The sequence below is a fragment of the Neisseria sp. P0004.S004 genome (assembly GCF_051963335.1).
Lineage (GTDB): Bacteria > Pseudomonadota > Gammaproteobacteria > Burkholderiales > Neisseriaceae > Neisseria.
In genome coordinates this window covers 85,924-108,933 of record NZ_JBQCUK010000007.1, presented here as the reverse complement: position 1 = coordinate 108,933, position 23,010 = coordinate 85,924, and the positions used below count along the sequence as shown (strand labels likewise).

At 47.0% G+C, this 23,010-nt stretch carries 22 protein-coding genes; 13 read left to right on the top strand and 9 right to left on the bottom strand.

Annotation, left to right across the window (positions count from 1 at the left end; genetic code table 11):
* Positions 1–83: 83 nt before the first annotated feature.
* Positions 84–884 (bottom strand): factor H-binding protein, encoded by an 801-nt coding sequence (locus ACTHRY_RS07705; RefSeq protein ID WP_239662102.1) that lies wholly within the window; start codon positions 882–884, stop codon positions 84–86.
* Between the two features lie 194 nt (positions 885–1,078).
* On the opposite strand from ACTHRY_RS07705, the gene ACTHRY_RS07700 reads away from it, so the two are divergent.
* Positions 1,079–1,561 (top strand): dihydrofolate reductase, encoded by a 483-nt coding sequence (locus ACTHRY_RS07700; RefSeq protein WP_049322992.1) that lies wholly within the window; start codon positions 1,079–1,081, stop codon positions 1,559–1,561.
* Positions 1,562–1,642: 81 nt separating this feature from the next.
* Here ACTHRY_RS07700 and ACTHRY_RS07695 read toward each other — a convergent pair whose 3' ends face one another.
* Entirely contained in the window at positions 1,643–1,909 is a 267-nt protein-coding gene (locus ACTHRY_RS07695; protein WP_003686685.1) for a DUF3079 domain-containing protein, read from the bottom strand.
* A 167-nt stretch (positions 1,910–2,076) separates the two neighbouring features.
* Here ACTHRY_RS07695 and ACTHRY_RS07690 point away from each other — a divergent pair, with 167 nt between their 5' ends.
* Positions 2,077–2,532 carry a GNAT family N-acetyltransferase gene (locus ACTHRY_RS07690; protein WP_049322993.1) on the top strand — a complete coding sequence of 152 codons (456 nt, stop codon included), beginning with the start codon at positions 2,077–2,079 and terminating at the stop codon, positions 2,530–2,532.
* Positions 2,533–2,601: 69 nt separating this feature from the next.
* Here ACTHRY_RS07690 and dinG read toward each other — a convergent pair whose 3' ends face one another.
* A complete protein-coding gene (gene dinG, locus ACTHRY_RS07685; RefSeq protein ID WP_440374175.1) occupies positions 2,602–4,752 on the bottom strand; it encodes an ATP-dependent DNA helicase DinG in 2,151 nt (716 codons plus the stop codon).
* A 164-nt stretch (positions 4,753–4,916) separates the two neighbouring features.
* Positions 4,917–5,135: a DUF2061 domain-containing protein gene (locus ACTHRY_RS07680; protein WP_070826381.1), complete on the bottom strand. Its 219-nt coding sequence runs from the start codon at positions 5,133–5,135 to the stop codon at positions 4,917–4,919.
* 128 nt (positions 5,136–5,263) lie between these two features.
* On the opposite strand from ACTHRY_RS07680, the gene ACTHRY_RS07675 reads away from it, so the two are divergent.
* The gene (locus ACTHRY_RS07675) at positions 5,264–6,214 is read left to right on the top strand and encodes a D-2-hydroxyacid dehydrogenase (protein ID WP_049322996.1); all 951 of its coding nucleotides are present in this window, start codon (positions 5,264–5,266) and stop codon (positions 6,212–6,214) included.
* 195 nt (positions 6,215–6,409) lie between these two features.
* Here the strand turns inward: ACTHRY_RS07675 and gnd are convergent, their stop codons facing one another.
* Positions 6,410–7,858 (bottom strand): decarboxylating NADP(+)-dependent phosphogluconate dehydrogenase, encoded by a 1,449-nt coding sequence (gene gnd / locus ACTHRY_RS07670; RefSeq protein WP_049322997.1) that lies wholly within the window; start codon positions 7,856–7,858, stop codon positions 6,410–6,412.
* Between the two features lie 482 nt (positions 7,859–8,340).
* Here gnd and ggt point away from each other — a divergent pair, with 482 nt between their 5' ends.
* Positions 8,341–10,110 (top strand): gamma-glutamyltransferase, encoded by a 1,770-nt coding sequence (gene ggt / locus ACTHRY_RS07665; RefSeq protein WP_049322998.1) that lies wholly within the window; start codon positions 8,341–8,343, stop codon positions 10,108–10,110.
* A 237-nt stretch (positions 10,111–10,347) separates the two neighbouring features.
* Here the strand turns inward: ggt and lpxC are convergent, their stop codons facing one another.
* On the bottom strand, positions 10,348–11,262 hold the full coding sequence (lpxC, locus tag ACTHRY_RS07660) for a UDP-3-O-acyl-N-acetylglucosamine deacetylase (RefSeq protein ID WP_049322999.1): 915 nt from the start codon (positions 11,260–11,262) through the stop codon (positions 10,348–10,350).
* A 648-nt stretch (positions 11,263–11,910) separates the two neighbouring features.
* Between lpxC and gap the strand changes: the two genes are divergently transcribed.
* Positions 11,911–12,915: a type I glyceraldehyde-3-phosphate dehydrogenase gene (gene gap / locus ACTHRY_RS07655; protein ID WP_049323000.1), complete on the top strand. Its 1,005-nt coding sequence runs from the start codon at positions 11,911–11,913 to the stop codon at positions 12,913–12,915.
* A 95-nt stretch (positions 12,916–13,010) separates the two neighbouring features.
* Here the strand turns inward: gap and tsaA are convergent, their stop codons facing one another.
* The gene (gene tsaA, locus ACTHRY_RS07650; protein ID WP_049323001.1) at positions 13,011–13,685 is read right to left on the bottom strand and encodes a tRNA (N6-threonylcarbamoyladenosine(37)-N6)-methyltransferase TrmO; all 675 of its coding nucleotides are present in this window, start codon (positions 13,683–13,685) and stop codon (positions 13,011–13,013) included.
* A 170-nt stretch (positions 13,686–13,855) separates the two neighbouring features.
* On the opposite strand from tsaA, the gene ACTHRY_RS07645 reads away from it, so the two are divergent.
* The 5 genes from ACTHRY_RS07645 to ACTHRY_RS07625 all read left to right on the top strand — a co-directional run bounded on the left by ACTHRY_RS07645 (position 13,856) and on the right by ACTHRY_RS07625 (position 18,056).
* Positions 13,856–14,491 carry a nicotinamidase gene (locus tag ACTHRY_RS07645; protein WP_049323003.1) on the top strand — a complete coding sequence of 212 codons (636 nt, stop codon included), beginning with the start codon at positions 13,856–13,858 and terminating at the stop codon, positions 14,489–14,491.
* Positions 14,492–14,537: 46 nt separating this feature from the next.
* Positions 14,538–15,506, top strand: a complete 969-nt coding sequence (gene waaC / locus ACTHRY_RS07640; protein WP_049323004.1) for a lipopolysaccharide heptosyltransferase I — start codon at positions 14,538–14,540, stop codon at positions 15,504–15,506.
* 184 nt (positions 15,507–15,690) lie between these two features.
* Positions 15,691–16,440: an electron transfer flavoprotein subunit beta/FixA family protein gene (locus ACTHRY_RS07635; protein WP_049323005.1), complete on the top strand. Its 750-nt coding sequence runs from the start codon at positions 15,691–15,693 to the stop codon at positions 16,438–16,440.
* A gap of 10 nt (positions 16,441–16,450) precedes the next feature.
* Complete coding sequence (locus ACTHRY_RS07630) at positions 16,451–17,383, top strand: electron transfer flavoprotein subunit alpha/FixB family protein (RefSeq protein ID WP_049359009.1); 933 nt, start codon at positions 16,451–16,453, stop codon at positions 17,381–17,383.
* Positions 17,384–17,444: 61 nt separating this feature from the next.
* A complete protein-coding gene (locus ACTHRY_RS07625; protein WP_440374174.1) occupies positions 17,445–18,056 on the top strand; it encodes an IMPACT family protein in 612 nt (203 codons plus the stop codon).
* 54 nt (positions 18,057–18,110) lie between these two features.
* Here ACTHRY_RS07625 and ACTHRY_RS07620 read toward each other — a convergent pair whose 3' ends face one another.
* Entirely contained in the window at positions 18,111–18,422 is a 312-nt protein-coding gene (locus ACTHRY_RS07620) for a DUF4298 domain-containing protein (protein WP_049323009.1), read from the bottom strand.
* A gap of 140 nt (positions 18,423–18,562) precedes the next feature.
* On the opposite strand from ACTHRY_RS07620, the gene purD reads away from it, so the two are divergent.
* Together purD and ACTHRY_RS07610 are read left to right on the top strand one after the other, a co-directional pair.
* On the top strand, positions 18,563–19,834 hold the full coding sequence (gene purD, locus ACTHRY_RS07615) for a phosphoribosylamine--glycine ligase (protein ID WP_049323010.1): 1,272 nt from the start codon (positions 18,563–18,565) through the stop codon (positions 19,832–19,834).
* 71 nt (positions 19,835–19,905) lie between these two features.
* On the top strand, positions 19,906–20,475 hold the full coding sequence (locus ACTHRY_RS07610) for an L-threonylcarbamoyladenylate synthase (protein ID WP_049323029.1): 570 nt from the start codon (positions 19,906–19,908) through the stop codon (positions 20,473–20,475).
* 385 nt (positions 20,476–20,860) lie between these two features.
* Here ACTHRY_RS07610 and ACTHRY_RS07605 read toward each other — a convergent pair whose 3' ends face one another.
* Positions 20,861–21,301: a surface-adhesin E family protein gene (locus ACTHRY_RS07605; RefSeq protein ID WP_049323011.1), complete on the bottom strand. Its 441-nt coding sequence runs from the start codon at positions 21,299–21,301 to the stop codon at positions 20,861–20,863.
* 210 nt (positions 21,302–21,511) lie between these two features.
* On the opposite strand from ACTHRY_RS07605, the gene purB reads away from it, so the two are divergent.
* Complete coding sequence (gene purB, locus ACTHRY_RS07600; RefSeq protein WP_049323013.1) at positions 21,512–22,882, top strand: adenylosuccinate lyase; 1,371 nt, start codon at positions 21,512–21,514, stop codon at positions 22,880–22,882.
* Positions 22,883–23,010: the final 128 nt, after the last annotated feature.

Below are 23,010 nucleotides of genomic sequence, written 5' to 3'. Positions count from 1 at the left end.
TTGCCATGAAAAAAGCAACGGTTTGGGCCGTTGCTTTTTTGGATAATAACAAGGCCGTCTGAACCTTTCAGACGGCCTTTTTCCTATTCTTTCTTACCGGCCAAACCGATTTCTTTGGTGGAATCGCCAACTTTGATTTGCGCCTTACCGGCAATTTCTTCAGCCTGCGGGCCGAAGAGTTTCAAATCGTAACGGCCGTTTTCAATACCGTTCAAACTGGTTTTACCGCTGATGGCGGCTTTGCCGTTGTTATTGGCAATGCTTGCGGCAAGCAGGTCGACATTATTGTGGGAAGCCATGCTGCTGATGTTGCCGTAACCTTGTTTTTTATCGAAATCGACGGTGTATTTCAGACGGCCGCTGCGGTCGTCGCCATTAAACGCGATGCCCGAATACTGATAGCTGCCTTGTTTGGGCAAATTGCGATACGCAGTTTCATCGCCTTGTACCTCGCCGACAGTGAATGTGTATGTATCGAGGTTTTGCAGCTTGCCTGTGTCATCGGCTTTTTGTTTGGCGTAACGCGCGGCAACAGTGGAATAATTTTGTTTATACACTTGGAAGTCGCCGGTTTCCAAAGTGATGACTTGGCCGTTTACCTTGATTTTTTGGGCGTAGTCGTAAGAGGATACTTTATCGGTTTTCAAAAAGCCGGTATCGAGTTTGCCGCCTTTTTGCAGGGTTTGCGTTTTACCGTTGGCCGTCAGATCCAACATACCGTTTTCAGGGACGGATTCGTTCAATTCAACGGATAACACGCCCTTCGGATGCGGATTGAGCGGCTCGGTAACGGCATTTGACAAGCCGCTTGTTGCGCCGCCGCAGGCAGCCAACATCAAAGACAGGGAAGCCGTCAAAGCAGAAATGCGGAGGGTTCTCATCATTTTTTCCTTTCCTTTTTTATTTGATATGATATTTATCATATACCTAAAAAAATGAACAATAAATGATTTTTGTCAAAATTAAGCATTAAGAATATTGATTTTATAAATATTGAAACATTTTTAGAATATCGGGCATTCAGTTCATCCAGCCTCCCTTCCGCTATAATCATTTTATTTTGCAAACGGATTTCATCATGCCGAAAATCACCCTCATCGCCGCCTACGCCGCCCGCCGCTGTATCGGCATCAACAACACCATGCCTTGGCATTTACCCGAGGATTTTGCCTTTTTCAAATCCTACACCACCGGCAAACCCGTCATTATGGGCCGCAAAACATGGGAATCGCTGCCGCGCAAACCTCTACCCGGCCGTCAAAATATCGTCATCACCCGCCAAGCTTATCAGGCCGAAGGCGCGCAAACAGCGGCTTCTTTGGAAGATGCGCTGGCTTTGTGTCAGGGAGTTGAAGAAGTCATCATCATGGGCGGCGCGCAAATTTATGCACAAGCCCTGCCGATTGCCACCGATTTGCGCTTGACCGAAGTCGGTTTGGATGTGGACGGCGATGCGTTTTTTCCTGAGTTTTCCACAGAGACATGGCAAGAAGCCTCTCGGGAAAATCATGTTTCCGCCAAAGGCATCGAATACGCGTTTGTGCATTATATGAAAGCATAATCCGACAACGCAAAGGCCGTCTGAAACCCTGTTTTCAGGTTTCAGACGGCCTTTTTATTTCGTTTGTTTACGGCATGCTGTTTAAGCCGTTTTGTTTTTCAAAGGCAGTTTGATATGCGGTTTGGCCGGCTTGGGCGCTTCTTTCAGTCCAAGTTCGATTTGCTGCTCTTCACTCAACAAATTGCTCCAGTCGCCTTTTTTATACCAGTCACGGCCGTCCAATTCGATGGGGTGTTGGATGCGTTCGCAACCGTTGCCGCATTGCAAATCGTCTTCTTTGCAGTATTTGTCGCAACCCCAGCAGATACGCTCGGGATTTTTCGGAAAAATGGGAAATTTCTTGGCCATGATGTTCTTCTTTTGTTTGTGTGCGGTATGGGCAGAATTATAAGTGATTTGAATGGGACTGGCGGCGGGTTTATCGTGTTTTACGCTGATTTTTTAAGATGTGTTAACCTTTCAGACGGCCTATACTGTAAAAACTATCCCTATTCGGTACAACAAAAGGACCCGATATGAACATATGCCGTCTGAAGCCTGAATTTGTCGAGCCTTTATCCCTCGCGCTGTTTGAGGAATGGCACGATTTTGCGCCGTGGTCGTCTCTGGACAAAATCCGTGCGTATTACGCGCAGTGCCTTAATGGGGATAACTTGCCGCTGGCGTTTGCGGCTGTGGATAAGGAAGGGCGGCTGATGGGTTCGGCGTCATTAAAACGGTTTGATATGGTGTGTTTTCCCGAATACGAATATTGGCTGGGCGATGTGTTCGTTTTACCGCAATTTCGCGGTTTGGGCGTGGGCAGGCAGCTGGTCTCGTTTTGTCTGGATAAAGCACGCGAACTGGGTTTGCCGCATCTGTTTCTCTATACGCCGGATGTGCAGGCTGTATATGAAAAGTTCGGCTGGAAAGAAATTACCCAGACTTGGCACAACGGGGAAACCGTATCCGTCATGAAATTGGATTTATAGCTTGAAAAGAATAAAAGGCCGTCTGAACATTTGGTTTCAGACGGCCTTTGTTTTTTGAATGATACAAAACTACCCTATCCGCTTAAACGGCGGCAGACAGGCCAATAATTGCTGGCCGTAGCGTTGCGTTTTGACGCGGTTGTCGAGGATGGTCACGCGGCCGTAATCCTGTTCGGTACGGATAAGGCGGCCGACGGCTTGGATTAATTTGATGCTGGCTTCGGGCACCGTGATTTCAATAAAAGGATTGCCGCCGCGTTGTTCAATCCAGCGGTTTTGGGTTTTCTCGATGGGGTTGTCCGGCATCGCAAACGGCAGCTTGGCAATGATAACTTGTACGCAGGCTGCACCGGGAAGGTCGAGGCCTTCGGCAAAACTGTCGAGGCCGAAAATAATGCTGGCTTTGCCTTCGGCAATGGCTTGATGGTGCCTTTGTAAAAGAACGGCCTTGGGTAACTCGCCCTGCACAAGCAGAAGCGGCAAATATTCGTCAGGCAGGCGCAAGGCGACGTCCTGCATTTGTTTGCGCGAGGAAAACAACACCAGCGTGCCGATGGCTTCAACCGGTGAAACCAGCTTCGGCAACCATTCGACAATGGCAGCCGTGTGCGCATCAGGGTCTTTCGGGCTGGCATGAACCGGCGGAATATACAGCTCGCCTTGCGCATCGAAATTAAACGGGCTTTCCAAAGCGAGCGTGGTGGTTTCGGGCAGCCATAATAGGCCGGTTTGGCGCAAAATCAGGTTGAAGCTGCCGAGCGATTGCAGGGTGGCCGAAGTCAGCACCGCACCTGCCGCGCGCCGCCACAGATTGTTGGCAAGGTGGGATGCGCTGCTGATGGGGCTAGCGTTGAAAATATAGTCGTTTTTGTCGTCGGCACGGCGGGTTATCCATTTTGCCAACGGCTCTTCACCCTCAATGGGAACGGTGGAGAGTAAATCCCAAACCGCGCTGATTTGTTCGATACGGGCGATAAAAAGGCCGAACTCGCTGGTCAGGCGGTCGATGAGCGCGCCGTCCTGTTCTTTTTCGCGGCGTGCGGCGGAAAGCGCATCGTTCAGGCCGATAACGTGTTTGAGCAGGCTGCGCGCAGCAATGGCCGTATTGGAAACTGTGGTTTCCAGGCCTTCGGGGATTTTGCCGTCTTCCCACAGCCAAGTCGGTTCGTTGTGTTTCCGCCTATCGTTTTCAGACGACCCCAGACTTAAAGACGGCTCTTCCGCCAAATGGAACTGCCATTCGTGCAGGCTGTCGAGCAAGGATGTTGCAGCTTCGTCGGCAAGGTTGGCAAGTTCGGCTTTATCGGTCAGCGCGGCAATTTTACCGGTAAGCTGCGGTAGTTTTTCCAGCGTCCAAACGGCAATATTCCATGAATGTTCGGCGGCAAAACGGCTGAGGGCTTTTTTGGGCAGGTGGTGCGCTTCGTCTATGCAATAGAAACTGTTTTCGGGCGCAGGCAGAATCACGCCGCCGCCCATGCTGATGTCGGCAAGCAGAAGATCGTGGTTGGCAACGACGACATCGACGGTTTCCAAGACATCGCGCGCCAGGTAAAACGGACATTCCGGACGGTTGGGACAGGCGGATTTCAGGCAGCCGTGGCGGTCGTTGGTCACTTTGAGCCAAATCGCGTCATCGATTTTTTCCGGCCAAGTGTCGCGGTCGCCATTAAAGCGGCGGGCGGAAAATTCATCGGCAATGTTACGCAGCAGATTCAATTCTTCCGGCTTGGGTTTGCTGTTCCACAACACTTCCGGCGCTTCAAAACCAAGCAGGTTTTGCTGGGCATTGTTTTGCGTCAGTTGATAGAGTTTGTAGGGGCAAAGATAACGACCGCGCCCTTTGGCAAGCGCAAAGGTCAGCTCCAAACCGCTTTTTTCGACCAAAAACGGCAAATCTCGGTCAACCAACTGCTCCTGCAAAGCCACCGTCGCGCTGCTGACAATCAACCGTTTGCCGCGCGTCTGCGCCATGATGCCGCCGGCCAAAAGGTAGGCCAACGATTTACCCACACCGGTCGGCCCTTCTATCATGGCAATGCTCTCGCCCTCGCGTTTGGGCGCTTCTTCGCCTTCTTCACGCGTCAACGTCCGCGAAAAAGCGTTGGCAATCGCCGCAATCATTTCCCGCTGCGAAGAGCGCGGACGGAAACCGGGCAGGTTTTTGCCGATGTTTTGGTAATGGTCGCGGATGGCGTTTTTTTCTAAATCGGTGAGCATTGAGGCCGTCTGAATGGGTTTGCAAGAATAGCGTATTTTAGCATTTTTACCTTCATGAAGCCCTTGTAAAGTCTTACTCTATTTTAGGGTTTGGCATTTTGATGGCGATGGACGAACCTCAAAAACATAATCGGTTTTAATCAAGCAAAAGGCCGTCTGAAACTTTAGCCGCACTGATGCAGAGGCACCCACAATTTTTGCTTTTCGGATTTGTTTTTCTCGTAGCGGTTCCACGCTTTTTCATGAAAATAAAAGACGACGGTATTGACGATGGGTTCGACCAAAGCCACCGCGCTGGAAACGCCGATACTGCCGGTCAAAATATAGGCGACACTAAATGCGACGCTGAAATGCAAAATAGCAAATGTAATGGTTTTAATCATTTTGTTTTCCTGATACATTGATGTTTTAATAGCTACATAATAATTATTATCAACTAACGCGTATATTTTAAATCCTTTATCCTTATTTAGATTTTATAAATCGATATTTTATTTTTGATAGGAATTTTATGAATCTGCTCCAAATTGTCGTCCTTGACCGCGATACCCTCGTCAACCGCCCGTTTGACTTTGATTTTCCACATACATTGAGCAGCTACGGCACAACCGAAGCGCACGAAACGCTGGCGCGTATCCGCGGTGCAGACATTGTGATTACCAACAAAGTCGTGATTTCCGCCCAAGCCTTTGCCGAAAATCCACAACTCAAGCTGGTTGCCGTTACCGCGACAGGCGTCAACAATGTGGACGTTGAGGCCGCCAAACAAAACGGCACGGCAGTGTGCAATATCCGCGCTTACGGCAATGAATCCGTGGCGGAACACGCGTTTATGATGATGATTACCCTGATGCGCAACCTGCCTGCCTATCAGCGCGATGTTGCGGCAGGCTTGTGGGAAAACTCGCCGTTTTTCTGTCACCTCGGCGCACCGATGCGCGATTTAAACGGTAAAACGCTGGCGATTTTCGGTCGCGGCAATATCGGTAAAACGCTGGCAACTTATGCACAGGCTTTCAAAATGAATGTCGTGTTCGCCGAACATAAAAATGCCCAAAGCGTCCGCGACGGCTATGTTTCCTTTGACGAAGCCATCCGCTCCGCCGATGTCGTGTCGCTTAATTGTCCGCTCACGCCGCAAACGGCAAACATGATAGGCGAAGCCGAATTGCAACAAATGAAACCCGGCGCCATCCTCATCAACTGCGGGCGCGGCGGCTTGGTCGATGAAGCCGCTTTGGTTGCGGCGTTGAAATACGGCCAAATCGGCGGGGCAGGTTTTGACGTATTGACACAAGAGCCGCCGCGCGACGGCAACCCTCTGCTGAAAGCCCGACTGCCCAACCTCATCGTCACGCCACACATTGCATGGGCAAGCCAAGAGGCCGCCAACCGCCTGTTTGACATCCTCTTGAACAACATTAACCGCTTCGTGGCCGGCAATCCGCAAAATCTGGTTTAAGCTATGGAAAACCTGTTGATAAGGTTGTGAACAATTTTAAAGGCCATCTGAAACATTCAGACGGCCTTTATTAATCTTTATTTATTTCATGAAGTTATCTATCAAATACTTTAAATTGTTTCATTCTTTATTGTGGATAACCCTATAAAAAGGCCGTCTGAAATACTCAGACGGCCTTTTGTTTGCCTAGATAAATTAAATATCGTATGTGGTTGAAGCGGTATCGCCACCCTTGCCTGTCCAGTTGGTATGGAAGAACTCGCCGCGCGGTTTGTCGGTACGCTCGTAGGTGTGCGCGCCGAAGTAGTCGCGTTGGGCTTGCAACAGGTTGGCCGGCAGGCGCGCGGAAGTGTAGCCGTCAAGGAAGGTAATCGCAGAAGCCATGCAAGGCATCGGAATACCGCACTCGATCGCTTTGGCCACCACTTTACGCCATGCAGGCAGACAGGTTTCCAATACGCCTTTGAAATAAGGATCGGAACCCAAGAACACCAAATCAGGATTGGCTTCGTATGCGTCGCGGATGTTGCCCAAGAAGGCGCTGCGGATAATGCAGCCTTCGCGCCACAAGAGGGCGGTATTGCCGTAATTCAATGCCCAATCGTTGTTTTCGCTGGCTTCGCGGATCAACATAAAGCCTTGTGCATAAGAGATGATTTTAGATGCCAACAGGGCTTGGCGCAACGCATCTACCCATGCGGCTTTGTCGCCTTCAATCAGGGTAATGGTTTTGCCAAACAGGCTGTTTGCTTGGACGCGTTGGTCTTTGAACGCAGAAACGCAACGTGCAAACACGGCTTCGGAAATCAGTGTCAGCGGAATACCCAAATCGAGGGCGTTGATGCCGGTCCATTTGCCCGTGCCTTTTTGACCGGCAGTATCAAGGATTTTTTCGACCAAAGGTTCGCCGTTTTCATCTCTGTAACCCAAAATCGCGGCGGTAATTTCGACCAGATAAGAATCCAGTTCGGTTTTGTTCCACTCGTTGAAGATTTGGTGCATTTCGTCATAAGACAGGCCCAAACCGTCTTTCATGAATTGGTACGCTTCGCAAATCAACTGCATGTCGCCATATTCGATGCCGTTATGCACCATTTTGACAAAGTGGCCTGCGCCGTCGCGGCCGACCCAGTCGCAGCAAGGCTCACCTTGAGGCGTTTTGGCGGAGATGGCTTGGAAAATCGGCTTAACGGCAGGCCATGCGGCTTCATCGCCACCAGGCATGATAGACGGGCCGTGACGCGCGCCTTCTTCGCCACCGGAAACGCCCGCGCCGATAAAGCGGATGCCTTTTGCCGCCAGCTCGTGTGTGCGGCGGGTGGAATCGGGATAATTGGCATTGCCGCCGTCAATAATAATGTCGCCTTCGTCCAAAAACGGAACAAGTTGTTCGATAAAATCGTCCACGACAGAACCGGCACGTACCATCATCATGATTTTGCGCGGTTTTTCTAATTTATCAACCAGATCTTGCAGTGAATATGCGCCGATAATATTGGTATTTTTGGCTGCGCCGTTTAAAAAATCATCTACTTTGCTGGTCGTACGGTTGTATGCGACAACTTTAAAGCCGTTGTCGTTCATGTTGAGAATCAGGTTTTGCCCCATTACGGCAAGGCCGATTACGCCAATGTCGCCTTTCATTTCGTGAAACTCCGTTATTGATTAATTTTATCAAGCGTAACTCTAGCTGATTTACACGTTTTTAACAATCCTTAACTTTTTAATTTTTTGAAAAGATGCCTTTACGTTTCAGACGGCCTTTGCCTTCGGGAAAACAAACTATAAATAAGATTTTAAATAATAAATAGAAGATGATATTGAGTGCTGCTACAGCTTGTTGATAACTTTGATTAAAACAATTTTTCAAATACTTAGCTGATATTTCTTGATGAGGATAAAGTATGGTCGGCCTTGTTTGTGTATGTGGATAAAATTTTTCTGCCGCTTTATTCTGTGGATAAATTTTCGCCTGTGCACAATCTTAGCTTTTTTATACTTCTCCAATCGGAACTGATTGAGTAGGGAAATAGTCAAATGGTTTTTTATTTCTGAATATTTTCATATTTCCTCTTGTTCAAGTTGGGAAAAGGCCGTCTGAAAATATTTAAATTTATGGAGTGAATATGAAATTTTCCTTTAGTATTAAATTGTTATCTGTTTTGGTATTGGCTGCTTGTGCGCAACAGCCGGCTCTGAAACCTCAAGTTGCCCTGCCCTCTGTATCTGTGGATAACCATGCGCCGGAACAAGGGACGGGGCTGACCGAGCAGAAATTGATCCGCGCCAAGCATTATATGGCGGCGTCTGCCAATCCGTTGGCGACTGAGGCGGGATACGAGGTTTTGAAACGCGGCGGCAGCGCGATAGATGCGATGATCGCCATGCAGACGACCTTGGGGCTGACCGAGCCGCAGTCTTCCGGTTTGGGCGGCGGCGCGTTTCTGGTGTATTGGGACAATAAGGCGAAAAAACTGACGACGTTTGATGCCCGAGAAACGGCGCCGAAAGCGGCAACGCCGGAACTTTTTTTGGATGAAAACGGCAAACCGATGGGCTTTATGAAAGCTGTCGTTGGCGGCCGTTCGGTCGGCGTACCGGGGATTCCGAAGCTGCTGGAAGATGTCCACAAGCGTTACGGCAAATTGCCGTGGGCAAGTTTGTTTGAGAAACCGATTACTTTGGCGGAACAAGGCTTTACCGTTTCACCGCGAATGGCGAAATCCATCGAGCAGAATCTGGAGCCTTTGAAACGTTATCCGCAAACCGCCGCGTATTTCCTGCCCGACGGCAAGCCTTTGGCAGCGGGAACGGTATTGAAAAACCCTGAATTTGCCCGTTCCGTGCGCCTGTTGGCGGAAAAAGGCAGCGCGCCGTTTTATCAGGGAATGCTGGCGCAGAATATTGTCCGTGCCGTTACCGGCGCTGTGGATAATCCCGGCAAAATCAGCATGGCGGATTTGAAAAACTACCGCGTTATCGAGCGCGAACCGGTTTGCGCGCCGTATCGTGAATACGAAGTCTGCGGCATAGGCGCGCCAAGTTCGGGCGCGATTGCTTTGGGTGAGATTTTGGGTGTCTTGCAAAATCAAGATATGAAGGCGTTAGGCGCGGAAAATATCCACAGTTGGCGCTGGATAGGCGATGCGTCGCGGATTGCGTTTGCCGACCGCGATTATTACGTCGGCGATCCCAAGTTCGTGAACGTCCCGACTCGCGCCCTGATTTCTCAGGCTTATTTGAAACCGCGCGCCGAAGAAATCCGCAAAGCTGAAAAGGCATTGGAAAATATTCAGGCAGGCCAGTTCGGCAAGGCATACGCGCAGGGTATGGCGGTCGAGCTGCCATCCACCAGCCATTTGGTGGTTGTGGATAAAGACGGCAACGTCGTGTCGATGACGACTTCGATTGAAAACGCGTTCGGTTCGGGACTGATGGTAAACGGCTATCTGCTCAACAATGAATTGACCGATTTTGCTTTCAACCCTGTCGGCGCGGACGGTAAAACGGTGGCCAACAGCGTGGCGGGCGGCAAGCGGCCGCGTTCTTCAATGGCGCCGACCATTGTGATGAAAGACGGCAAACCTTATTTGGCAGTCGGTTCGCCCGGCGGCAGCCGCATTATCGGTTTCGTTGCCAAAACGCTGGTGGCGCATATTGATTGGGGCATGGACATTCAGACGGCAATCTCCCTACCGAATATGCTCAACCGCGGCAGCCAGTATGAAATCGAGGATAAAACTGCAGCGGCGGACAAAGCGCCAGCGTTGGAAAAACTGGGCTACAAAGTCCAAATCCGCGATTTGAATTCCGGCGTGCAAGGCATTGTGATCGGCAAAGACGGTTTGCTCGGCGGCGCCGACCCGCGCCGTGAAGGCAAGGTCATGGGCGATTGATATTGTCGGTTTGACATGAAAAAGGCCGTCTGAAACCTAGTTGTTCAGACGGCCTTTTAGTTTGGGAAAATATATGGATAAAATGTGTATAAGAATAACGTTAAATTTTAATATTTTTATTTTTCAATAAGATAAAAGGGATGAATATGTGGATAATTACTTGTGGAAAACGACATGATTTAGGCCGTCTGAAAGGTTCAGACGGCCTTTTTATTGAACTGCTTTATCTATTTTCTATCAGGCTGCCGGCAGCTCGTGAAAAGCGCTGGGCAAGTCTTCGTCATCGGCAAACTCAACCCATTCGTAAGCCGTTTCGTCTGCCAAAACGGCACGCAACAGCGCATTATTGATGGCATGACCTGATTTGTAACCTTCAAATGCGCCAATAATCGGATGGCCGACAATGTACAAATCGCCGATGGCATCCAGGATTTTGTGGCGGACAAATTCATCGGGATAGCGCAAACCTTCCGGATTCAAAACATCCATGTCGTCAATTACGATAGCATTGTTCAAATTGCCGCCCAGTCCGAGATTATGGGCGCGCATCATTTCCACTTCGTGCATAAAGCCGAAGGTACGGGCGCGGGCAATCTCATCGATATAGGATTTTCCTGCAAAATCAATCTCAAAAGTGGGCGAGCTGCGGTTGAAAACAGGATGGTCGAATTCGATGGTTAAAGTAACTTTAAAGCCGTCATAAGGCGTAAAGCGTACCCATTTTCCGGTTTCTTTGATTTCAACGGGTTTGAGGATTTTTAAAAAACGTTTTTGGGCTTTTTGATCCACCACGCCTGCATCTTGTAAAAGGTAAATAAAAGGCAGGCTCGAGCCGTCCATAATCGGAATTTCAGGCGCGTTCAATTCAATCAAAGCATTGTCGATGCCGTAGGCAGACAGTGCCGACATAATGTGTTCAATCGTGCCGATGCGCACGCCCTTATCGGTAACGATGGTTGAAGAGAGGCGGGTATCGTTAATCAAATAAGGATTCAATTGGATGACTTCGCCCATTTCTCCACTTAAATCAGTACGGCGGAACGAAATACCGCTGTTTTCTTCGGCAGGATGCAAAGTTAGAGCGACCCTTTCGCCCGAATGCAGGCCAACGCCGGTAACGCTTACTGATTTGGCTAAAGTCCGTTGCAGCATAATTGCTTCCTTTTAAAAAGTCTGATGGACAAATGATACGTTAAAAAGGAAAAAACAAGCCATCATTTTTAATAGTATTTGCCAATATGGATGTTTTGCAGGGATGAACTTCACGTTTTGAATTATCCACAAAGGTGTGTGAAGTTGAAGTGGGTAATTTGGTTTTTATCCACAGATAAATAGGGAAACTAAGATTTTATCCTTTTTTATTCCGATATTCAGTTGGGGTTTGCCTCAAAGATAAAAAGTGATTATTGGATTGGTTTTAAAGAAAAATCTTCTGTTATCCACAAAGGATTAGGACCATCATCAAAATCATCGTTTTAAAAACTTAAATACTATGATTTGAAGAAAAGACTGAGTTATCAGCATAAAAACGGCAAAATACAGAAAATAGAACTAAATTTATGAAAATCATAAACTTATAAAAAAACTAAGATGAAAAAATGAAATTTATGAAATAAAATACCAAAAAACAGGACTGTTTAGACAAATTCGATATTTTCCTATAATCAAGAATTTCACGTTTTGTTTATTTAAATCAAACATTTTAAAAGTAATTACATGTAATTCTAGAAAGTAATTTTATTTCAGGATACAATGGCTTCATTGAGAAATTTTTCCCATTCCACCTAAAGGAGTAGCAAAATGAGTATTAAAGTAGCGATTAATGGTTTTGGCCGTATCGGTCGTCTGGCATTGCGTCAAATTGAAAAAGCCCAAGGTATCGAAGTCGTTGCTGTTAACGACTTGACTCCTGCTGACATGCTGTTGCACCTCTTCAAATACGACAGCACCCAAGGCCGCTTTGAAGGCTCTGCCGAATTGAAAGACGACGCTATTGTTGTTAACGGCAAAGAAATCAAAGTATTTGCCAATCCTAATCCTGAAGAATTGCCTTGGGGCGAGCTGGGTGTGGACGTCGTCCTCGAATGTACCGGTTTCTTTACCAATAAAACCAAAGCGGAAGCCCATATCCGTGCCGGTGCGCGCAAAGTTGTGATTTCTGCTCCCGGCGGCAATGATGTGAAAACCGTTGTATACGGCGTAAACCAAGATATTTTGGATGGCAGCGAAACCGTCATCTCTGCCGCTTCTTGTACGACTAACTGCCTGGCTCCTATGGCTGCGGTATTGCAAAAAGAATTCGGTATTGTCGAAGGCCTGATGACCACCATCCACGCTTATACCGGCGACCAAAACACCCTTGATGCGCCTCACCGCAAAGGCGACTTCCGCCGCGCCCGTGCCGCTGCATTGAATATCGTACCGAACAGCACCGGTGCCGCTAAAGCCATCGGCTTGGTTATCCCTGAATTGAACGGCAAACTTGATGGTTCTGCCCAACGCGTTCCCGTTGCTACCGGCTCTTTGACCGAACTGGTTTCTGTTCTCGAACGCCCTGTTACCAAAGAAGAAATCAATGCAGCCATGAAAGCTGCCGCCAACAATGCTTTAGGTTACACTGAAGATCAAATCGTTTCTTCCGACGTTATCGGTATCGAGTACGGCTCACTCTTCGATGCGACTCAAACCCGTGTGATGACTGTTGGCGACAAACAATTGGTGAAAACCGTTGCTTGGTACGACAATGAAATGTCTTACACTTGCCAATTGGTTCGTACCTTGGAATTTTTTGCCAGCAAAATCTAAAGGATAACAGGCTGAATCAATCAGTCTGTGGATAATGAGAAGGCCGTCTGAACATTTCAGACGGCCTTTTGTTTGTAGAAAGATTCAATTTGTAATCAGATTTTGGATAGTTTAATCACTGTGGCACATTTGTTTTCTATCCTAAACTGCACTTCATAATCCGCGATATTCATTACATAAATCCGTTCGGGAATATCTTGGTAGGCAGGACGGGGATCTTGGGCAATGCTTTGCTCAATAAGATGTTTTTCTTCTATGGATAAATGTTCCGCAAGCGTACTTTCTGCCCAGACTACACTCAATTCTTCAGGTTTGCCGCTGACAAAGCCCGATGATGCGTCAGGTTTGGATTCTACAAACGGGATGTAGGGTTTGATATCCACTACCGGGGTACCGTCCAACAGGTCTGCACCGCTGCAATAAATGCGGACAGGTTTGCTTGTTTCGATGCGTTCGAGTTTCAGCAGGGATAAACCGAGATGATTAGGGCGGTGTGGGCTGCGCGTGGCAAATACGCCCATTTTTTGTTTACCTCCGAGCCGTGGCGGACGCACCATTTGCGCCCAACCTTCATCTAATACGCCGTGGAAAATAAAACTTATCCACACATAGTCGAAATCTTCCAAGCCCCGAACGCTGTCTGCGGTAAATTCAGGAGTGAGTTCAATACAAATTTCTGCCGCAGGAACCAAACCGGGTTGGCGGGCAATGCCGAATTTTTGCTTGTAGGGGGAATGAACGGTTGCAATAGGCGTAATCGAATAGGACATAATTTGTGGATAAATATTCTGTACAAACTGTCATCATATCACAGATGTTTTCCCACCTTTTGCAGTCGTAATTTGTTATAATACAAAGCATTTATTCCAAATGTCCGAATATTGGCAATAAATACAAAATTTAAATCATTTAAAATAAAATCAATAGGTTATATTAATCCATGATTGTTTCTATCGATGTAGATGCACAAAAAACGTTTACGCCTTTGTGCCCGAAAGAATTGCCTGTTGCCGAAGGTCATCTGATTGCGGATGAACTCAATGTCCAAGCTGCATTGGCGGATTTACGCGTGATGACGAAAGATGCGCATCATGCCGCGGCAAAATGGCTTGTGGATAATCCTATTGATATGTTGAAACCGACGGGTTTGCCCGATGCGGATTTGACTTGGGTGGCGCATGCGATGGTTGGAACATATGGCTATGAATTGTTGGATGGCCTGCCTTCAGCCAAAGAATACGATTATTGCGTTTGGAAAGGCGTTGATCCTGAATTGCATCCTTACGGCGCATGTTTTCACGATATTGAAGAAAAACTCAGTACAGGTTTGATCGAATGGTTGCGCTGTCAAAATGCAGATACAGTTATTGTCGGCGGTTTGGCAACGGATTATTGTGTGAAGACAACGGTTTTACAGTTGCTTAAAGGCGGGGCTTGGAAAGTTATCGTCAATCAGGCGGCTTGTCGCGGTATTGCTCCGGAAACGGTTGAATCCGCATGGCAGGAAATGCGTTCCGCCGGGGCTATTGTTTTAGAAAACGCCGAAGAAATAAAAAAATACATTAATAATCAATAAAATATATTTTAAATCCTATTGTTTCACGTGAAACATCTTTCAAAATATGAAGATTTTACTTGTCCGCTTGTCTAGTATGGGCGATTTAATTCATACGTTGCCCGCAGTTGAAGATTTGGCGCGACAATGTCCTGAGGTAGAGCTCCATTGGCTGTGTGAGGTAGGGTTTGCAGATATTGCGCGCTTACATCCTTTTGTCAAAAAAGTTCATGTAATGAAATGGCGGCAATGGCGCAAGCACCTTTTTCAGGCTGAAACGTGGCGTGAAATAGGCCGTCTGAAAACGGATTTACAGGCTGAATCTTTTGATTTTGTTTTAGATAGCCAAGGACTGATTAAAAGCGCATGCTTTGCCAAAATGGCGAAATCTCCTATTTACGGTTTGGATAAACACAGCGCGCGTGAAAGTTTAGCGGCCCTTGTGTACAGTAAAACATTTGCCGTACCGAAAGGTAAAAATGCGGTCTGGCGAAACCGTGAATTATTCGCCCAAGTATTTGGTTATGCAATGCCGGAAACGCAGGTATTTGGTTTATCGGTTCCTGAATCAGGCCGTCTGAAAAATTTGCAATCCCCTTATTACGTTGCTTTGCATGCAACCAGTCGCGACAGTAAATTATGGCCGGTAGAACACTGGCGTGCATTATTGAAAAAGTTGAATGAAGAACAACAATGCAATGTATATCTGCCATGGGGAAATGAAACCGAAAAAATGCGTGCCGAACAGATTGCAAGCGATTTACCGTTTGCCTCGGTTTGCGACAAAATGAATTTATTACAGGCTGCATTTTTATTGAAAAACGCAGAAGGTATTGTTGGCGTAGATACCGGACTACTGCATCTTGCCAATGCGTTGGAAAAGCCTGTCGTAGGAATTTATACAGATACAGATCCGGCCAAGACCGGCGTTCAAGTTTCGGCTTATGCAAAAAATTTAGGCGGTATTGCTCAAATTCCCAATGTTGACGAGGTTTATCAAACCTTGATGGAGTGTGTTGCAGCATACGGTAAATAATTGCTGGGGAGTTGGATTTATTTTCTGAGTAAATGCTTTAGAAATGATATAATTTCGCTCTATTTGCCAAGATTTATATAAATTTGGTTTTGTCATGTTGGTGAAAACCGAATTGGATTTTATATAAAGAATGTATCAAAAGCAGTATGCTTGATTTGATGGGCATTCTTTTTAGGAGAATTGAATGAAAGCACTGGTCGCAGTAAAGCGCGTAGTGGACTACAACGTCAAAGTTCGTGTGAAAGCCGATGGTTCCGATGTGGATATCGGTAATGTCAAAATGTCGATGAACCCGTTTGATGAAATCGCGGTAGAAGAAGCTGTCCGTTTGAAAGAAGCCGGAAAAGTAAGCGAGATTGTTGCTGTTTCTCTTGGCGAGAAAAAATGCGAAGAGACGTTGCGTACTGCTTTGGCGATGGGTGCTGACCGTGCGGTTCATGTTGAGACTGATGCGAAATTGGAGCCTTTGGCCGTTGCAAAATTGCTGAAAGCTGTTGCGGATAAAGAAAATTCGCAAATTTTACTGCTGGGCAAACAGGCAATTGATGATGACGCCAACCAAGTTGCCCAAATGCTGGCTGCGTTGTTGAATGCGGCTCAAGGTACTTTTGCATCAAAAGTGCAAATTGAAGGCGAAGAAGCATTGGTAACTCGTGAAATTGACGGCGGCGAAGAAACTGTTGCATTGAAGCTGCCTGCAGTCATCAGTGCGGATTTGCGTTTGAACGAACCACGCTTTGTCAAACTTCCTAATATCATGGCGGCAAAGAAAAAACCTTTGGAAAAATTAAGTCCTGCCGATTTGGCTGTGGATATTTCTCCGCGTTTGAATACCGTGAAATTTGCCGAACCTAAAGCACGTCAAGCCGGTGTGAAAGTAGCTGATGTTGCCGAGTTGGTTGAAAAGCTGAAAAACGAAGCCAAAGTGATCTAAGGAGTATGAAATGAGCGTATTGATTATTGCGGAACATAATAACCAACATTTGAATCCTGCCACTTTGCATGCGGTAACGGCTGCCGCTAAATTGGGTAATGTAGATTTATTGGTTGCCGGCAGTAATGCTGCTGCGGTGGTTGAAGAGGCGAAACAGGTTGCAGGCGTAGCGAAGGTTTTGGTAGCCGATGCGTCCTATTACGCTGAAGGTTTGGCAGAAGAATTAGCGCCTTTGGTTGTTAAACTGGCTGCGGATTACCGCTATGTGGCTGCGACTGCAACTGCGTTTGGTAAAAATCTGTTGCCCCGAGTAGCTGCCCTGTTGGATGTGCCACAAGTTTCGGATTTAACCGAAGTTGTGGATAACTCGACATTTGTCCGTCCGATTTATGCCGGTAATGCATTTGAAACCGTTCAATCCAATTCTGAAAAACTGGTGCTGACTTTCCGTGCGACAGCATTTGATGCTGCCGGACAAGGCGGTAATGCAGAAGTGGTCAATGTTGAGGCAACACCTGCTCAAAACCTGAGCCGTTTCGTAAACCGTCAACTTTCTCAGTCTGACCGCCCTGAATTGACTCAGGCAAAAGTGATTGTTTCCGGTGGCCGTGCATTGGGCAGTGCTGAAAAATTTAATGAAGTGTTGACTCCTTTGGCAGATGTTTTGGGTGCGGCGATTGGTGCGTCCCGTGCGGCAGTGGATGCCGAGTATGCGCCAAACGATGCCCAAGTGGGTCAAACCGGTAAAGTGGTTGCGCCGCAACTATACTTCGCTATCGGTATTTCCGGTGCTATCCAACACGTTGCCGGTATGCAGGACAGTAAAGTGATTGTTGCCATCAACAAAGATGCTGATGCGCCTATTTTCAATGTGGCAGACTACGGCTTGGTTGGTGATTTGTTTGAAGTTGTGCCTCAACTGACAGAAGCACTGAAAAACTAATGTTTCACGTGAAACGTTCAGACGGCCTTTTATAACAAAGGCCGTCTGAAAATATTTTGGCATGATTACGACCTATAAAACCATTACCACACCGACACAGGCTGAATTTAAAGATAAAGGCAACCGCTTCATCGCATATGCCTATCCGATCCGCACGTTGGCTGATGTGAAGAAATATCTCGACCCATTAAAGGAAGAGCATCACAAAGCACGACATTGGTGCTACGCCTATCGATTGGGTGTGGATGGAATGCAGTTTCGCGCAAATGATGATGGAGAACCGTCCGGGAGCGCTGGCCGCCCTATTCTGGGGCAGATTGATTCTGTTGGCGTAACGGATGTATTGGTTGTGGTTGTGCGTTATTTTGGCGGTACGCTATTGGGTGTTCCCGGTTTGATTCATGCCTATAAGGAATCAACGGCTCAGGCGCTGGCGATAGCTGAAGTTGTTGAAAAGAATGTTGAAAAAACGGTTTGGTTGAAGTGTGAATATCCAGTTTTGAATGAGGCGATACGGATTGCCAAACAATATCAGGCCGATATTGTGGAACAGGATTTGCAGCTGGATTGTAAGTTGACAGTAAAAATAGCGTTGGCCGATTATGAAGCCTGTATTGCCGCCTGGAAAAATACGCGCCAAATTGAAGTAAATACTGAGAAGCCGTTTGAATAAAAGGTCGTCTGAACATATTTGATCAATCAAAAGTTTCAGACGGCCTTTGATGTTTTAGCCTTGGTATCTGTCTAAAGCATTTACGCTTGAGCGCAAGTGTTCCCAAGCCAGTTGATGAAATTCTCCCAGTGCGTTCCATAGGGCATCTTCGCTCATAATGCTGTATTCGCCCTGTGTACGCAAATCAACATCTGCACCTTCTTCAATGGCTTGATGACACGTTTGGTATTCGTTGGTATAGAATTCATCCATGTCCTGCATGAGGCTTGCAGCATGTTTCCATCGGGCGATATCTGCCTCCAGTTGCGGCAGTAATTCGCACCATTCGCGGTATTTGCTTTGAATTTCGTCAATACGCTTTTGCATGATTTTCCTTTTGTTGTTTGAAATTAGAGTATGGTTGTCTTGGTGCAATATTATTCTTAATTTGAAACAGCTATACAAGATGGAACAATAATTCCATCGATTGAATTTAATTGACAACATCTATTCTTCAAGGAGATGGTATGAAATTGCTCGTTATTGGTAATGGTGGACGTGAACACGCACTGGCTTGGAAATTAGCGCAGTCGTCTAAAGTAGAAACTGTCTTTGTTGCACCTGGTAATGCCGGAACGGCAATTGAACCTAAACTTCAGAATATCGCATTAACGGCGCATCAAGATTTGATTGATTTTTGCCGTAATGAAAATATTGCCTTTACTGTAGTCGGCCCTGAAGCGCCTTTGGCTGCAGGTGTGGTCAATGACTTCCGTGCTGCCGGATTGAAGATTTTTGGCCCGACTCAATACGCGGCCCAGTTGGAGAGCTCAAAGGATTTTGCTAAAGCGTTTATGGCAAAATATAACATTCCAACCGCGCAATACCAAACCTTTGAAAATGCCGATGCGGCACATAATTACGTCAACCGAAAAGGTGCGCCGATTGTCATTAAAGCGGATGGTTTGGCTGCCGGTAAGGGCGTGATTGTCGCCATGACTTTGGATGAAGCCCATGCCGCTATCGACGATATGTTGTTGGGTAACAAAATGGGCAATGCAGGCGCGCGCGTCGTGATTGAAGATTTCCTGCAAGGCGAGGAAGCAAGCTTTATCGTTATGGTGGACGGCAATCATGTTTTGCCGATGGCAACCAGTCAAGACCATAAACGCCTGTTGGATGACGACAAAGGCCCTAATACCGGCGGTATGGGTGCATACAGCCCTGCTCCGGTAGTAACGCCTGATGTGTACGAGCGCGCGATGAATGAAATTATTTTGCCGACTGTGGCAGGTATGAAAGCAGAAGGTCATGAGTTTACCGGCTTTTTATATGCGGGCTTGATGATTGATAAAAGTGGTGCGCCTTATACCATTGAATTCAACTGCCGTTTCGGCGACCCTGAGACCCAGCCGATTATGAGCCGGTTGAATAGTGATTTGGTGGATTTGATTGAAGCAGCAATCGACGGCAAACTGGATAGTGTTACCGCCGAATGGAATCCGCAGACTGCCGTAGGCGTGGTGTTGGCCGCACAAAACTATCCTGACTCTCCGAAAAAAGGCGATGTGATCTCCGGTTTGGATAAGGCTAATCAAATCGGTAAAGTTTTCCATGCCGGTACTGCAACGAATGAAAAAGGCGAAGTGGTAACCAACGGCGGCCGTGTGTTGTGTGTCGTCGGTTTGGGTGATGATGTTGCACAAGCTAAGAGTAAGGCTTATGAGGCATTGGAAACCATCCGTTTTGACGGTATGCAATACCGTAAAGACATTGCCGATAAAGCCATCAACCGTTAATAATGAATAGAAATAGGCCGTCTGAACACAGATTGTCCGACAATCGCAGTTTCAGACGGCCTTGGTATATGATGATGTTCCCCAGAATTTTATCGGCTGCAGCCCAACGTAGGCTGCAGGCGCATCTTAAAAAAGGCGGTTTGGTCGCCTATCCCACCGAGTCTTGCTATGGCTTAGGCTGTATCCCTACTTTGCCCAAAGCACTCAATCAACTGATTCATCTGAAAAAACGACCGCAACACAAAGGTATGATTGTCATTGGCCATAGCTTGGAACAGTTGCAACCTTTGCTGCAAAGGCCGTCTGAAAATATCCAAACCATGCTGCATGAAGCATGGCCGGCTCCGAAAACTTTTTTATTGCCGGCCGGCAAAAAAGTATTGCCCTTATTGCGTGGGAAAGGACGCAGTAAATTGGCTGTCAGGGTTCCTGCGCATGCAGGTGCAAGGCGTTTGTGTCAGGTTTTGGAAATGCCTTTAGTCTCTACTTCATGCAATCGTGCAGGCAAACGGGCGTGCAAAACGGCAAGGGAGGTCAGAAGACAGTTCGGCAGGAAAGTCTGGGTTGTAGGCGGATTGATAGGTAAGCAGAAAACGCCCAGCCAGATTATTGATGGAGAAACAGGAGCAAGGCTGCGTTAAAGAAGGGTTGTATCATCAAAGAAAAAGTATTCATTTGGAGAAGTAAATTTTTTCCAAAAGATTGGAATACCTGTGTGAAAAGCATTTAGTGCAGATCCAGTTTGATACATAGCAGTCTGTAAATACAGATCGATTAAGCAGATAGTAAGTCAGTAAATAGAGTAGAAAGCAGTATTTTGTGAAATACTCTGGCAAAAAGTGAAGCAAATTTTGAGCGTAAATGAATCGCTGTAATAAATTATTTTTGAATAAACAAATTTTGTGGATAAATTTGAAGATAAATTTCCATCAAAACATAAAAAGGCCGTCTGAAACTTGATATTCAAAGCATTCAGGCGGCCTTTTAAATATTTAAACTGTGGATAACTTTGTGAATAAGTGTGGATTAAAGCTTATGTCCGCACACTGTTTCGTATTGTTTTTCAGTAATCGTGCCGCTCATGACGCTCATTGGGCGGATGCTGGTCGGCGTATAGCTTTGGTTGGAAATCACCCGGCCGTGTTCGTCCATCAGTTGCAGCGCTGCCAGGCGATAGGTTTTGTTTGAGCAATGAATTTCCCAGCTGCCAATGGCCGTTTTATAGGCAGGCGTGTTGACGAAACGTTCCTCTTTCAGTTTTGAAACGGTTTTTTTATCGCGGAAAGTAACCAGTGCACCATTTCTTTTAATGCTGCTTTTATCAATGGCCACTTTGATATTGCCTTCAGAGATGGTGCCGATGTTGGTCCAGCTGCCACCGCCGCTCGATGTGGTGGTTGTTTCACAGGCACTCAACATCAAAGCCGCAAATACGGTTGCAGCTAGGGAAAAACGTTTGATATTCATAAAACCTCATTATTTACAGAAAGTCAGCCGATATTATCCGTGAAGATGGCATATATCGTAAATCGAATTTGCAAAGTTGAACCTCTGAAAAGAATTTTATGAGAAATACGCTGAAAAGGCCGTCTGAAACCTGCTTTTCAGACGGCCTTGAAGTGTAAAATCATGTATAATTGCAAACAATTTGGTTTTCATCCCATAGGAAGATCCGACATGATTAACCCTATCGCTGCACTTTCCCCATTAGATGGCCGCTATGCCAAATCCGTTGAAGCATTGCGTCCGATTTTCTCCGAATACGGCCTGATGCGTGCGCGTGTCAAAGTTGAATTAAACTGGCTCAAAGCTCTTGCCGCCGAGCCTAAGATTGCAGAAGTTCCTGCTTTCAGCGATTTTACGCTTGCTGAAATCGACAAAGTGATCGAAAACTTCTCACTTGAAGATGCCGCCGCCGTCAAAGCCATTGAGGCGACCACCAATCACGACGTCAAAGCCATCGAATATTGGCTTAAAGAACGCTTCTCCGGCGTGCCTGAAGTGGTTGCTGCCAGCGAGTTCATCCACTTTGCCTGCACCAGCGAAGACATCAACAACCTGTCCCACGCTTTAATGCTGCAAGAAGCGCGTGAGACTGTTTTGCTGCCGAAACTGGCCGAAATCATCGAAAAACTGACCGGCATGGCGCATGAGTTGGCTGCCGTCCCTATGATGAGCCGCACGCATGGACAACCTGCGACACCAAGCACATTAGGTAAAGAAATCGCCAATGTCGTGTACCGCCTGCAACGTCAGTTTAAAAACCTGCAAGCGCAAGAGTTCCTCGGCAAAATCAATGGCGCAGTCGGCAACTACAATGCCCATATGGTCGCTTATCCCGATGTGGATTGGGAAACCCATTGTCGCAACTTCGTCGAAATCAGCCTCGGTCTGACCTTCAACCCCTACACCATTCAAATCGAGCCGCACGACTATATGGCGGAATTCTTCCAAGCCATCAGCCGTGTCAACACGATTCTGATCGACTTCAACCGCGACGTTTGGGGTTATATTTCTTTGGGTTACTTCAAACAAAAAGTCAAAGCAGGCGAAGTCGGTTCTTCCACCATGCCGCACAAAGTCAACCCGATCGACTTTGAAAACTCTGAAGGCAACCTTGGTATGGCCAATGCCGTATTGGGCTTTTTGTCTGAAAAACTGCCGATTTCCCGTTGGCAGCGCGACCTGACCGACAGCACAGTATTGCGCAATATGGGCGTAGGCGTGGGCTATACCGTATTGGGTTTTGCCGCCCATCTGCGCGGTCTGAACAAGCTTGAGCCGAATCCTGCCGCCCTTGCTGCCGATTTGGACGCTACTTGGGAGTTGCTAGCCGAGCCGATTCAAACCGTAATGCGTCGTTACGGTGTGGCCAATCCTTACGAGAAGCTGAAAGACCTGACACGCGGTAAAGACGGCATTACGCCTGAAGTGTTGAAACTCTTTATCGAGTCGTTGGAAATTCCGGCAGAAGCCAAAGCCAAATTGCTTGAGCTGACCCCTGCGTTGTATGTGGGCAAAGCCGAAGAGTTGGCAAAACGAATTTAAAAGGCTTTTGTAGGGTGCACTTTCTTAGTTATTGAGATTTTTTGATAGATAAGAAACCAACCCTCTACATCCGACAAATCAAAAAGGCCGTCTGAAATCTTTTTCAGACGGCCTTTTTCGATTCAATC